Raw genomic sequence first — 13006 nt, forward strand, 5'->3', positions numbered from 1 at the left:
TGCATCCCGCCCAAGAGTGGGACCTTAACCGTGGCAAACCCTTAGCCCACGAGGGTGGGCAAACCATCTATACCTATCAGAGCCAAAATGAGCAGTTACAGCAATTTGCTGAACCCCGAGGCTGATGTTATACTCCTTTTCCGGAGGAAAAACAGGAGGAGACATATGATAAGCGCTGAACCCTTTTTCTTCCCCGGCAACGAAATTGGATGCCTTTTAGTCCACGGCTTTACGGGGACCCCTAATGAGATGCGGAGGCTGGGAGAATTCCTGGCAGAACATGGCTTCACAGTGAAAGGCGTCCGTTTAGCCGGCCACGGAACCTCCCCTCTGGATATGGAAAAAACCACCTGGAAAGATTGGTTTAACTCCGTTCTAGAAGGGTACCAAGAACTTCAGAGGCTGACCTATAAAATTTTCCCGATTGGCCTCTCCCTGGGGGCAGCCCTCTCCCTCCATCTGGCAGTTCACTACAGCGTTGACGGCGTCGTAGCCCTTTCAGCTCCAGCCTTCATCAAAGACCCACGCCTCTTCTTCCTGCCCATAGCCAAACATTTCATCCGTTTCGTCAAAAAGGGCCCATCGGATTTCTTTGATCCAACCGTTCCTCAGTGGCACCTGGATTACTCCGTTTACCCCACCAGATCCATAGAACAGCTCCTCCAGTTCCTGGCCCACATGAGAAGGGAACTGCCCATGGTTAAAGCCCCGGTGCTTTTTATCCATTCCAAAACTGATAGATCAGTCCCACCGGAAAACCCTCTCTATCTCATCCAGCGCATCGGTTCAGCCGAGAAATCCATCATATGGATAGAGAAAAGCGGGCATGTGATAACTGAAGACATCGCCCGGGAGGAAGTCTTCAATGCGTGCCTTAATTTTATCCGTCAGCATTCTGGCCCTGGCCCTTCAGAGTTGCCGTGAGCCCACTGAAGAATTCAACATCGGAGCAGCACCGACGGTTATGAAAGCCCTGGATGAAGTGGCAATGGATTTCAGAGGATGCAAAGTCAACATAAGCTACGCATCCTCGGGCCAGATAGCCCAGCAGGTGCGGCAGGGAGCCCCTTTTGACCTCCTGATTTTAGCCGATAAGGATTACATTGAGGCATTGGCGAGGGAAGGCTATGTTCTTGAAGAGAGCATAAAGACCTATGCCCGGACAAACCTAGTGGTCTGGATTCCAGAGGACGGGCCTCGTCTTGAAAACCTCAGAGAACTGATTTACATCCCTGGAAAGATAGCGGTAGCCAACCCCGAGTATGCTCCCTCGGGAAAAGCTGCCGTTCAGGCTCTAAGGGCGGCCGGCCTCTGGGAGGAGTTGAAAGATAAGCTCGTTTACGCCGAAAACCTTCGCGAAGCAACCCAGTACGCCGAAGTGGGCAGTGCTTCCGCCGCCATCACCTCCCTTTCCCTCGTCCTGGACCTGAAGGGCCACTACTTTGTAATCCCAAAAGAACTCTACACCCCTCTTGAGCAGAGTCTGGCCATCGTAAAGGGGGCGAAGCACGAAAAATGCGCGCGAGATTTCATTGCCCACTTCCTCGGGCCAGAGGGCAAAAATATCCTGAAAAAGCATGGCTTTGAGGTTCTGGAGGAATGAAAGAATGGATCTGAGCCCTCTTTTGCTCTCTTTAAAAGTAGCTCTCACCGCTACGGCTTTAGCTACCGTAACCGGACTCGCGCTGGCTATATTGGTCACCAGGGTTCATTTTATGGGCAAAACCCTCTTAGAAGCTTTTTTGACTTTGCCCCTTGTCCTTCCGCCGAGCGTTGTGGGCTATTACCTTCTGATGATAATGGGCCGGGATGGCCCCTTAGGGTGGCTTGGCTGGCTTTTCACCTGGAAAGCAGCCGTTATGGCTTCGTGGATCGTAGCCCTGCCTTTGATGTTCAGGGCAGCCAAGAGTGCCCTGGAAAGTGTAGATCCATCGCTCGAGATGGTGGCCAGGACCCTAGGGGTTCCCCCCTGGAAAGCTTTCTTGGACGTAACCCTGCCCTTAGCAAGCCGGGGAATAACGGCAGGGGTCATTCTGAGTTTTGCTAGAGCCCTCGGGGAGTTCGGCGCTACGCTGATGGTGGCTGGGAACATTCCAGGCAAAACCAGAACTATTCCTCTGGCTATCTACACCGCCGTCCAGGCTAACCGGATGGATACAGCCACCTTTTGGGTGGTAATCACTGTCTTCCTGGCCTTCATTTTTATCCTGATAGTAAACAAACTTCAGGCAAGATGATGCCCGTTTTAGTAGCACAATTTTCTAAAAAGCTTGGAGAAATTTCTCTGAATATAAACTTTGAGCTGGGAAGAGAGGTGCTGGTGCTCTTCGGCCCCTCGGGAAGCGGCAAAACTTCTATCCTCCGGTGCCTTTCCGGCCTCTTGACCCCCGAAAAGGGTTTCATTGAGCTAGAAGGTCGGGTGCTTTTCTCTTCCGATGGCAAAAGGGTGAAGGTGAATGTCCCCGTTCACCTGCGACGTATAGGCTTTGTGTTTCAGGATTATGCCCTCTTTCCCCACATGACAGTGGCGGAAAATATCCTTTACGGATGCAGAAACAAAGCAAAAAGGCGGGAAATTTTACAGATGTTCCTGGAGAAAATGGGTCTGAAGGGCCTTGAAAGCTACTACCCCCACGAACTTTCAGGAGGTCAGAAGCAGAGGGTGGCTATAGCCAGAGCCCTGGCGGCTGAACCACGCCTCCTCCTTTTGGACGAGCCCTTTTCGGCGCTGGATAAACCAGTGCGACACAAGCTTCAATCCGACCTTCTGAAACTCCAGGAAGAAATGGAAATCCCAGTAATTCTGGTAACCCACGACTTGGAAGATGCCTTTATCATGGGCACCAAGCTGGCTGTGGTAAACGCAGGAAAAATTGAACAGATTGGAGAAAAAGAGGAGGTGTTCCGGCACCCCCGCACCAGAGCCGTGGCTAAGTTCATAGGAGCCAGGAATATTATGCAAGGGAAAGTGCTGGGCAGGGACGAAAAGGGAGTTTACATTGATTGGAAAGGCTTTGTCTTTGAGGCCTTACCCCACGAAGCATCACCTGGCTCAGAAATTACTTTCTGCATACGGCCCGAAGATGTAATGATCATAAGACCTGATAGACCCCTCCGAGGTGGGATCAGAGAAAACCTCATAAGCGGAGTTATAGTGCGGGAAATTCACAAGGGCGACCATTATACCCTCTTCTTCAAAGTGCGCCCGGTGGAAACGGGAAAGGATTACGATTTAGAAATTTCAATCCCCGCCCACGCCTATATACGCCTGGAACTCGGAGTTGGCAAAGAAGTGCTGGTCTCCCTCAAAAAGAGCGCTCTGCATATTATCCAGGACTCTTAAGGCCGCTTCCTGTTAGGGGAACCACAACAGTCTTGCCCGAAAGGTCATGGAGGTGGTCCAGCGCCGCCACAGCCACCGCCGAAGTCGGTTCTACGAAGAAACCTTCAAGGGCAAGCTCCTTCCTGGCTTTGAGAATTTCTTCCTCCTCCACCACTAAGATCCCTCCGCCGGTTTCCCTAACCGCCCGAAGAATTTCCTTTGCCCGGAGGGGTTTTGCTATACTTATGCCCTCGGCCACGGTGGGGCCCGGGGTGTAGTCGGGAATTTCTTCAATTCCGAGGCGGAAAGCTTCAAAGAGGGGTGAGCAGTTTCTGGCTTGAACCCCATACAATGCGGGCATGGAGTCCACAAGGCCCGTCTCCAGAAGATTCCGGAACCCTTCGTAAAGGCCCAGGAGCAAGGTCCCGTGCCCAACCGGAAGCACCATGGCATCAGGAACCCTGCCAAGCTGCTCCCAGATTTCATAGGCAACCGTCTTCATCCCCTCCAGGATTAGGGGATTGTAGTAGTGACTGGCGTAGTAATAGCCTTTTTCCGCCTCCTCCCAGACGGCTCTGGCGGCTTCTTCCCTGGGCCCTTTCACTTCCACCAACTCTGCACCGTAGATAGCTATCTGGGCTTTCTTGGCCGGAGAAGCATGAGCCGGAACAAAGATGCGGGCTTTTATCCCGGCTCTCGCTGCATAAGCGGCCAAAGAAGCTCCCGCATTTCCCGATGAATCTTCCACCACCTCCTTAATCCCTGCGCTCTTGAGAAAACTCACCAGCACAGCGGTCCCTCTGTCCTTGAAAGAACCCGTGGGTGAAAGGTACTCCAGTTTGAAATGAAGAGGCATCCCTCTCCATTCGGCTTCCACAAGAGGTGTTAAACCCTCCCCCATGGATACAATTTCACCAACTTCTGGAAGCGACTCCCGGTATCGCCACAGAGAAAAGGTTCCCCGATGGATTCTATGGTGAGCAAAAGGCTTCGGATTGCGGAGGTTGAAATACCCACCACACGGACAACGCCAGAGGGTGGTGGTCGGAGGGTAAGAACGACCGCAGGCAGAACAGGTGAACTCCAATTTTCCCCTCCCACAAAAATAGGGCTACCTTCTATTCGGGTATATAATAAAGCAGGTTCAGGAAGATGGCAATCGGGCCAAGAAACTTCTATATATAACAGGACAAGGCACTTTGCAGGGTTTCCCGTCGCTCCGGTCCCACACCTGGGGGAGGGATGTGAAGCAACCGGATAGCAGAACCGGAAAGTTTGCAGAATCCGAAAAATTCGTTTAAGCTTAAAACAAAGGAGGTGTTATGCTTAAAGTTCGTGCGATTTGCCTTGTTTTTATCTTTTTCCTGGCCCTTTCTTTCCCCGCCTTTCCTGCTCTAGCTGAAGGCTCCTCTCCGCTTAAGGTCTACTACGCCGGACCTGAAGACAGAGCGCTCACAGCCCTGACCATAGCCCCCGCCTTTCGCCTGGTTTACGACCCAGCCCAGGCTGACGTCCTTTTCCTCAATGGCTCTATACCCGAGCCCGAAAGGCTTGCGGCTCTAGTTCGGGGAGGGGCTGGCTTAGTGCTCATCCTGGGCCCAAATGTCTCCACCTCTCAGGTGGAAACTCTGCTGGGCTTTCCGGTCACCTTGAAAGCGCGGGAGGATCCCCTCAGCCTGATCGGCGTGGAGAGGGTTCACGACCCATTGCTCACTGAGATCGTGTGGACCAGCGCACCGCAGATCCGGCAGCGCCTTGAGGTGAAAACGCCTGCCTCAGGCGTGACAGCCCTGGTGGTGGGATTTGAGGACGGCTCCTGGGTCCTGTGGTCTGCCCAGAACGGACGGGCTTATGTCTTCAACGCCTTTTTAGGCGAGGCCAATCCCCAGTTTCAGGACTGGGGCTATTTCAACTACTTCATCTACCATTTAACGATGCGGGTAGCAGGCCGGACCCCCGTCTCTTTCGCCGATTATCCAGCTTCTCCGGTGCCTCACGCGCGGGAGCGTCTTATCCTTTATATCCTTTTGGCAGGGATGCTGGCAGTAGCCGTGCTGATTTTCTGGGCCGTTCGGCGCTACAGCCGCGCCCATCCGGAACTGCTGGACGTCCTGGTGGCTGACCGGCAGGATTTCATCGCTCGTGAGGCTGGAACGGCCTGGGAGGAGATCGGCTTCCACCGCCCTCTGGCGGGCTTCTTCGTGGCCCTGATGATGGGCATTGTCCTCTTCATCCCCCTCATTATTTACCAGAACCTCATCCTCCCCGCTTACATTCTCCCCTCCGCCCAAGCTCTGGGCATCTGGGGACGGGTGGTCCAGTTCTTTAACTTCCTCTGGCTGCTTTTTGACCTGGGCACCAGTGCCGCCTTCATCAAATTTTTCGCCCAGTACCGGGTCCATGATCCCCGCCGGGCCATTCAGTATGGGCAGGTTTTCGTCTGGTGGCAGGCCCTATCCGGCGCATTTCAGGTGGCGATGGTGACAGCAGTAGCGGGCACTTTCCTCCCCAGAACCCCTTACGCCCTCTATACCTGGAGCGTCATTATCCACACCTTTATCCAGATCCCTGGTTTCTACCAGGTGATGCGGCACGGGCTGATGGCCTGGCAGCGGTTTGACTACGCCCAGACGCTGGACATCGCCCTGGCTCTCATCTTCCCCATCATCACCCAGCCGGTGCTGGTGACGCTGATGGTGCGATGGGGAGCAGCAAACCCTGTCTTTGGCGGGCCGATGGGGGGCGTACTGGGGATGGGGATGGCTGCCTACGCCTCCGAACTTCTTGCCTTTCTGCTGGGCCTCTGGCTCTACCGGCGGTTGGGCTACAATCCCCGCCTCCTCTTCCTGGCCCACTTTAACTGGAGCATCGTCAAAGAAGCCCTGCGCTTCGGAGTCTTTGAAATGTTGGGGTCCATTGCCTGGGCAGCAGGCCAGGCCCTGGAGATCCTCATCACCCAGACTCGGCTGGTCAACTACAATGAGGTTTGGGGAAACTGGACTCTGGCCCAGAACTTCGTCTTCGCCTACAACGTATTGCACACCCTTTACGCCAACCTGATGTCCTCCATCTCCGAGGCTATCTCTCATGCCCGGAAGGTGTTGAGCCAGTATTACTCGGTGATGGCTTACAAGTGGGGTGGCCTGATAAGCGCCTTCATCGGCGCTGTGCTCCTGGCAGTAGCCGACCGCTTCATCCTGGGAGCATCAGGGCCAGAATTTGTCCGAGCTGCCACTTATGCCATCCCCCTCATTATCTGGGGTGCCATCCAGTACCCTTCATGGGTGGGAGATAACGTCCAGCTGGGGGCCAACCGCCCATACCTTAAGTCCATCCTGGTAGCAGGAGAGCAGGCCATCCGCATCCTCCTGGCGCTTATTTTGCTGCGGCGCTACCAGATCAATGCCCTTATCTTCGCCTACTTCGTGGCCCTGCTGACCAAAGATATCGTGGCCTACTTCATCAACCACCGGCTCTGCTTCCCTCAGCGGTTCTATTTCTGGCAATCGCTGGGAGCCCCGCTTCTGGCAGGAGCAGCCCACTACCTGGTCCTGCGCTGGCTCACAGGCCTTATCTGGCAGGGCGATCAGGTGACCAGTGTCCTCATTTTCTTCATCGGCATCCTGCCCTCCTATCCGCTGTTCGCTTTCTTCTACGGCTTCTTCGGGGGCTGGGATGACGCAACTTTGGAAGAGGTTCGGCAGGCAGCAAATCTTGCAGGCTTTGTGCGACCGCTGGCCTGGCTCTTCTGGGGAGCGAGCGCGCTGGGGGCCCGGATCAGCCCCTTCCATGGGCGTTTCCCCATCACGATATACGCAACTGCGATGGAGGAAGCCCATTCTCTTACCAGGGAGCGAGTTAAGTTGATCTGATAGAAAGCCCCCTCCTGTGACAGGGCCATTATGGTTCTATGAGAACATAATCCTTATTCCCTGCAGGGAGGCGGGAAAGATCTTGCCAGCGGTAAACTCCCACCGCCAGTTTATACTTGCCCTCAGGTACATCCAGAACCCGCTCGTCCCGGTAAGTGCGGCCGGGGACCCAGGACGAAGTACCCATAGCCGTAAGCCAGAAAGGAGGACCATCGCTCTGGGCCACCTTTTGCCCTTTCTCATCCAGAACATGGATAAAAACGGAGTAATCTTCTGGAATCACATCAATGGCGCGCCAGTAAAGGGTGAGATGCAGAGGCCTCCCCGGATTCAAATCGTATCCCACAAGGCTGATGAGCCCGCCGAAATTTACCTCAACATACCTTTGGGGAACAAGCTCCCCCTTCCCTGACGGCTCAAAGGGACAGCGCTCTTGAGGCACAAGCCGGCACAGAAAGCTTGAGCTGCGCCTGAAACCTGCAACCTGAACCATTGTATCTCCATATAAAAGCACTATGGGGCCTTCAGATCTGAAATTTTTGACCTTCCACTTCTCCCCTGCCGAAACCTCTAAGGCTACCACAAAGTATTGCCCGAGATCCCAGGGAATGGTTTCCACCGCCACCGTTTCGCCCACTTTCCACAGGGGTGGCGGATACCAGATAAGGGTTGGGAGAGGATGGAAAAGGCTTCCGGCAAAGGGCCGGCTTTTTTCGTCCAGAAGGGAAACGTTTATCTTAAAGCCTTCGGGAAGCGATGCGAGCGGTTCCCAGTAAGTTCGCACTGTAAGAAGTTTCCCTTCCCGATACCTGATCAGGTCTAACCCTTTGAACAGAAGTTTACCCTCAAAACAGACTTCAGCAGGGTATGAAGGGCGAGGGTCTTTTACCCTGGCAAAATCAAAGAATTCATCCCCAAGTTCCCGGCGGCTTTTGCCCCTCTGGAGGAGGATATAGCCGTGAGACGCTTCCACAATTCCGAACCCTCCATCCAGAAGCTTAAGGAATTCCCTGTGAAAATCGTTCGGATGCATGTCCGTGGTAGAGGTCACGTCCAGGAGGATAAAATCAGCCACCCCAGTGGAAGGAAATGGGTAAACTCCAGCCCTATCAGTAAAATGCGGGTATAAACCCACAGTGGTGGAAAGAGGGGCTTCTGGGGGAATCAGGGCCTCAAAACGGGAAAGCAAACGGTGGTGAGGGGTTACTTCCGGAAAGGGAACGTTCCAGGCCAGGGGGGTAAAACCTCTCACGAAATGCAGAGTCAGTGCTCCAACAACCATCCAGGCCGAGAGCACCGGGCGAACTTTTTCCTTAAGCCTGGTCATCCCCAGAAGGGCGGAAACGGTTAAAAAGGGAAGAAAAATTGCAGAATAATGCTGCTCTCCAGTGTAAGTAGGGGGGTAATTGCTGAGGACGTTCAGGAGAAAGAAGGGGGCTGAAAAGAACAGGATTTCAGGAGCTAAAAGGGAGAGGAAACCGGTGTGAGCCAACAGGAAAGCTCCGTATCCGGGTCCCCGGGAGAGGATCAGGCCCCAGGCTTCCTTCAAGCCTCGGAGATCCCGATAGCGGGCAACGTAAAGGTAATTTTCTCCAAAGGTCTCCCTTGCGTAGTGGGGTATGATGATAATAAACGCGCAGGCACCATAGAGCAGGCTTATAGCCATGAGAGCGATCCCCAACCTCGGGGATAACCTGAAGAAGGAATAGAGCCCCAGGAGAAAAGCCAGGTAAAACATGTCCTCCCGAGCTAACATTGCAAGGATAGCGAAAGTCAGAAAGGGAACAACCGAACGGCGATGGGCGAAGTAGCAGGCGAACAGGAAAAAGGGAACGGCCAGAGGTGCAGTGTGGAAATCGGCCAGGTTGGCGGCCTGAAGGGCCGGGGAGAGAAGATAAACCAGAGGAAAAGTTAGGGCTACAAACTCGTTCTTGAGTTTATCCCGTGCCATCAGGAACAGGGGAATAGCGCCGAGGGCAAGGAGGAAAGTCTGAAGGATCAAGAGGGTTTCAGCCTTATCCCAGATGAGCAAAAAAGGAGCAAGCAGAAGGATTATGGGTTCAAAGTGGTATGCAAGGGATGAGCCCTCAGTCTGACGGAAAAGCTGTCCGTGCAGTGTAAACCAGACGGCCTGGTGGTTAACTCCAAGGTCAAACATTGCGGTCTGGAAAGACCAGTGTCGGGCAAGGGAGAAACTGCCGATGGCCAGGATATATAGAGAAAGCATGAGGAAGAGGATAGCGCCGGACAGGAATCTTCTCATCCCTTCCATCCGATTACAAAAGCTATGGCCGTGGTCCTGGAATGAGCCAGACTTATATTCCAGCCTTTTACTCCCAGCTCTGTGGCTCTGGCGAGGGCTTTCCCTGAAAGTTTGAGGCAAGGCCTGCCTGATTCATCGCGAAGGATTTCCACTTCTTTCCAGCCTATGGGCCCTATGCCCGTGCCAAGGGCTTTAGCCACTGCTTCCTTGGCCGCAAAACGGGCCGCCAGGCAGTGAATATATCCACCGCAAAGCTTTAGTTCATCCGGAGTGAAGACCCTGGCCTTGAACCTTTCTCCCCAGCGTTGGCAGGCCTTTTCCACCCTCTCCAACTCTACCAGGTCAACTCCCACCAGAAATGCCTGCACCGTCGAAGCCCCTTCCTATGCCCCTGTAAATGAAGCCCAGCGCTTTCATCTTCTCCGGATCGTATATGTTGCGCCCGTCTATGAGGATGGGCTGACGCATCAGATTCCTTATGCGTTCCATATCCAGTTGCTTGAATTCGTTCCACTCCGTGACCAGGATGAGGGCATCGGCTCCCTGGGCGACCTGATACGGGTCTTCCTTGAACTCTACTCCGTTGAGGATAGCCTTGGCGTTCTCCATAGCAGCGGGGTCATAGGCTTTAACCTTTGCTCCCTCGTGCTGGAGCATGTGGATTATTTCCACCGAAGGGGCTTCCCTCATGTCATCGGTGTTGGGCTTGAAGGCAAGGCCGAGGATTCCGACCACTTTGTTCCGGAGGCTACCGCCCAGAAGGTTCCTCAGTTTGTGGACAAGCCTGCGGCGCTGGTCCTGGTTTATCTCAATGACGGCCCGCAGGAGCTGGGGGTGACAACCGTGAGTGGCAGCCATGTAGGCCAGAGCCCTCACATCTTTGGGGAAGCAGCTCCCTCCCCATCCAATCCCCGCCCCAAGGAATTCGGAGCCTATCCTGTGGTCAAGGCCCATCCCCATGGCCACCACTTTAACATCCGCACCCAGGGCCTCGCAGATGTTGGCGATTTCGTTTATGAAGGAAATTTTCGTAGCCAGGAAGGCGTTAGAGGCATACTTTATCATCTCGGCGGTGCGAAGATCAGTGATAATTACTGGAGCCTGAAGGGGGGCGTAAAGTTCAGCTACCTTCTCAGCAGCCTCCCGATTTGTAGAACCTAAAACAATGCGGTCAGGATTCATGAAATCGTAGACGGCAGAGCCTTCGCGAAGGAATTCGGGGTTGGAGACAACCCAGAAGGGGACGGAGGGATTGGTCATGTTTTCCCGGATTATCTCCGCCACAAAGTCTCCCGTGCCTATGGGAACAGTGCTTTTGTTCACAATTATTACGGGGTGGTCCAGATTTCTGGCTATTTCCTTGGCGGCAGCTTCCACATAGGAGAGATCCGCTTCCCCCTCCTCCCCTTCAGGGGTGTTAACTGCGATAAAGATGAACTGGGCGTTTTTGATAGCTTCGGGATAAGAAGTGGTGAAGTATATGCGGCCAGCTCTGAGGTTCCTGCGGACTATTTCTTCAAGGCCGGGCTCGAAGAAGGGGACCTTGCCTCTTTTTAGGCTTTCAATTTTGGCTTCGTTTATATCTACACACCAAACCTTATTTCCGAGATCGGCAAAGCAGGCCCCTGTTACGAGGCCAACGTATCCCACTCCGATGACAGCTATCTCCCTCAAGGCAACCTCCTTTAATTTATGTTTTAACCTTGCCCGATCGCGGAAAGGCTCAGGGCACAATCCCCAGGGAGAGTACGGGGATTTTTTCCGCCCTTTCCAGTTTCCTCAAGTCCCGATAACCGATGGTTCACCATCGTTTCATAATCCCCTTCAGAGGTGGTTTGGGGGCACCATCGGGTTCCCTTATTGCCACCCCTGCCGGTTCAGGGGCGGGGGTTTTTTACACCCTCAATCTTGGGTCAAGGGCATCCCGCAGGCCATCCCCCAGCAAGTTAAAGCCCAGTACAGTAAGCATTATAGCAAGGCCTGGGAATATTACAACATGAGGGGCAGTGAAAACAGAGCCCCGTCCCTGGCCGAGCATCGCCCCCCACTCAGGGGTAGGAGGCTGAGCCCCGAGCCCGAGAAAGCTCAATCCGGCTGCGTCCAGTATGGCCGTCGCTATGCCGAGGGTTCCCTGGACTATGATGGGAGTTAAACAGTTGGGCATTATGTGACGGAACAGGATGCGGCTTGAGGAGCATCCTATAGCCCTGGCAGCCAGCACGTAATCGGTTTCTTTGGCCGCCAGAACCGATGCCCTCACAATCCTGGCGTAGACCGGTATTGAGACGAAAGCGATGGCATAGAGCATGTTTAAAAGCCCTGGCCCCAGAATGGCCACAATGGCAATAGCTAAAAGCAGGCTCGGAAAAGCCAGCATTATATCCATGACCCTCATAACTATGTTATCAACCCATCCCCCGGCATAACCCGAAGCTGCCCCAATCAAAGTCCCTACTATTATGGCCAGGGAGACCGAGGCTACCCCTACGGAAAGAGATACTCTCGCTCCATATATTACACGGCTTAAAAGGTCCCTCCCCACCTCATCAATTCCGAAGGGGTGTTTCCAGGAAGGGGGCTCCCTGCGCCTGGTGATATCCTGAGCGAGGGGGTCGTAAGGAGCTATCCAGGGGGCAAAGATGGCGCAGAAGACAAAAATTCCCAGAAGGACCATCCCTATTATCGCCAGTTTGTTCCGGAAAAGCCTCCTTAGGGCATCCCTGAAGAGGCTTGTCTGAGCAGGTACTCCAATCTCCACCTTCATCACCTCCCCTTAAATCACTCATACCTTATGCGGGGGTCAAGGTAGGCATAGGATATATCCACCACCAAGTTTATTAAGACGAATAGGACAGCGATAACCAGCACGCTGCCCTGGACAGCCGGATAATCCCTGGCCAGGATGCGGTCCACCACAAGTCTGCCCATACCTGGCCAGGAAAAGATAGTCTCAGTAAGGATTGCCCCAGCCAGAAGGTAACCAAGCTCGAGGCCTATGACCGTTATTACAGGCAGGAAAGCGTTCTTGAGGGCGTGCCGGAAGACCACCACCCTTTCCTTGAGTCCTTTAGCCCTGGCCGTCCGGATGTAATCCTGATAAAGGACCTCCAGCAAGCTGGAGCGAGTCATCCTGGCTATTATAGACATGGGGATAGTCCCGAGAGCAATGGAGGGAAGGACGAGGTGTTTTAGGCAATCCACCAAGGCTTCCCAGTTTCCGGTAACCAGGCTGTTAAGGATGTAAAAGTTGGAAAGAAAATAGAGGAACCACATCACCTTTTCGCCGATAGGGCCGGTAAGGTTTATGTTGTAAACTTCAGGGATGGGAGGCATGGGTATACCGGGGGTTATGCGGCCGGAAGGGGGAAGCCACTTAAGCTTAAAGCCGAATACGTACATGAGGATGAGGCCAAGCCAGAAAACTGGCATTGATACCCCTATCAGAGCTCCTACCATGGTGGCTAAGTCAAGGACGGAATTGTGGTAATAGGCCGCGATAATGCCCGCCGTTATTCCGAACAGACAGGCTATGAACATTGCTCCCAGAGT

11 protein-coding genes are annotated in these 13006 nt (G+C 53.8%); 5 read left to right on the forward strand and 6 right to left on the reverse strand.

The window, feature by feature from the left end:
* Positions 1-165: 165 nt before the first annotated feature.
* From NZ653_09085 to NZ653_09100, 4 genes are read left to right on the forward strand one after another with little or no spacing between them, the layout of a single operon-like run.
* Positions 166-924: an alpha/beta fold hydrolase gene (locus NZ653_09085; GenBank protein MCS7287274.1), complete on the forward strand. Its 759-nt coding sequence runs from the start codon at positions 166-168 to the stop codon at positions 922-924.
* Complete coding sequence (gene modA, locus NZ653_09090) at positions 866-1603, forward strand: molybdate ABC transporter substrate-binding protein (GenBank protein ID MCS7287275.1); 738 nt, start codon at positions 866-868, stop codon at positions 1601-1603. Before NZ653_09085 ends, modA begins: the two co-directional genes overlap by 59 nt.
* A 4-nt stretch (positions 1604-1607) precedes the next feature.
* Positions 1608-2237, forward strand: coding sequence for a molybdate ABC transporter permease subunit (modB, locus tag NZ653_09095; GenBank protein MCS7287276.1), 630 nt, complete (start codon positions 1608-1610; stop codon positions 2235-2237).
* Positions 2234-3343: an ABC transporter ATP-binding protein gene (locus tag NZ653_09100; GenBank protein MCS7287277.1), complete on the forward strand. Its 1110-nt coding sequence runs from the start codon at positions 2234-2236 to the stop codon at positions 3341-3343. The genes modB and NZ653_09100 overlap by 4 nt, the downstream gene beginning before the upstream one ends.
* On the opposite strand, the gene NZ653_09105 is transcribed toward NZ653_09100, so the two are convergent.
* Positions 3327-4409, reverse strand: a complete 1083-nt coding sequence (locus tag NZ653_09105; GenBank protein ID MCS7287278.1) for a pyridoxal-phosphate dependent enzyme — start codon at positions 4407-4409, stop codon at positions 3327-3329. The two genes, NZ653_09100 and NZ653_09105, sit on opposite strands and share 17 nt — an antisense overlap.
* 235 nt (positions 4410-4644) lie before the next feature.
* On the opposite strand from NZ653_09105, the gene NZ653_09110 reads away from it, so the two are divergent.
* Positions 4645-7194 (forward strand): hypothetical protein, encoded by a 2550-nt coding sequence (locus NZ653_09110; protein MCS7287279.1) that lies wholly within the window; start codon positions 4645-4647, stop codon positions 7192-7194.
* 28 nt (positions 7195-7222) lie between these two features.
* Here the strand turns inward: NZ653_09110 and NZ653_09115 are convergent, their stop codons facing one another.
* The 5 genes from NZ653_09115 to NZ653_09135 form a co-directional block, all read right to left on the reverse strand.
* On the reverse strand, positions 7223-9457 hold the full coding sequence (locus NZ653_09115) for a DUF2079 domain-containing protein (GenBank protein ID MCS7287280.1): 2235 nt from the start codon (positions 9455-9457) through the stop codon (positions 7223-7225).
* Positions 9454-9825 (reverse strand): holo-ACP synthase, encoded by a 372-nt coding sequence (acpS, locus tag NZ653_09120; protein ID MCS7287281.1) that lies wholly within the window; start codon positions 9823-9825, stop codon positions 9454-9456. The genes NZ653_09115 and acpS overlap by 4 nt, the downstream gene beginning before the upstream one ends.
* Positions 9800-11131 (reverse strand): UDP-glucose/GDP-mannose dehydrogenase family protein, encoded by a 1332-nt coding sequence (locus NZ653_09125; protein MCS7287282.1) that lies wholly within the window; start codon positions 11129-11131, stop codon positions 9800-9802. Before NZ653_09125 ends, acpS begins: the two co-directional genes overlap by 26 nt.
* A gap of 220 nt (positions 11132-11351) precedes the next feature.
* Positions 11352-12221: an ABC transporter permease gene (locus tag NZ653_09130; GenBank protein MCS7287283.1), complete on the reverse strand. Its 870-nt coding sequence runs from the start codon at positions 12219-12221 to the stop codon at positions 11352-11354.
* 14 nt (positions 12222-12235) lie between these two features.
* A partial coding sequence (locus tag NZ653_09135; protein MCS7287284.1) for an ABC transporter permease occupies positions 12236-13006 on the reverse strand: 771 nt, incomplete at its 5' end.

This window comes from Anaerolineae bacterium, from assembly GCA_025062375.1.
Classification (GTDB): domain Bacteria; phylum Chloroflexota; class Anaerolineae; order SpSt-600; family SpSt-600; genus SpSt-600.

Excerpts from the sequence above, each read along its gene's own strand:
- NZ653_09115 (MCS7287280.1), bottom strand. The coding sequence starts at position 9,457 with ATGAGAAGATTCCTGTCCGGCGCTATCCTCTTCCTCATGCTTTCTCTA.
- NZ653_09100 (MCS7287277.1), top strand. The coding sequence starts at position 2,234 with ATGATGCCCGTTTTAGTAGCACAATTTTCTAAAAAGCTTGGAGAAATT.
- NZ653_09085 (MCS7287274.1), top strand. The coding sequence starts at position 166 with ATGATAAGCGCTGAACCCTTTTTCTTCCCCGGCAACGAAATTGGATGC.
- NZ653_09130 (MCS7287283.1), bottom strand. The coding sequence starts at position 12,221 with ATGAAGGTGGAGATTGGAGTACCTGCTCAGACAAGCCTCTTCAGGGAT.
- modB (MCS7287276.1), top strand. The coding sequence starts at position 1,608 with ATGGATCTGAGCCCTCTTTTGCTCTCTTTAAAAGTAGCTCTCACCGCT.
- modA (MCS7287275.1), top strand. The coding sequence starts at position 866 with ATGCGTGCCTTAATTTTATCCGTCAGCATTCTGGCCCTGGCCCTTCAG.
- NZ653_09110 (MCS7287279.1), top strand. The coding sequence starts at position 4,645 with ATGCTTAAAGTTCGTGCGATTTGCCTTGTTTTTATCTTTTTCCTGGCC.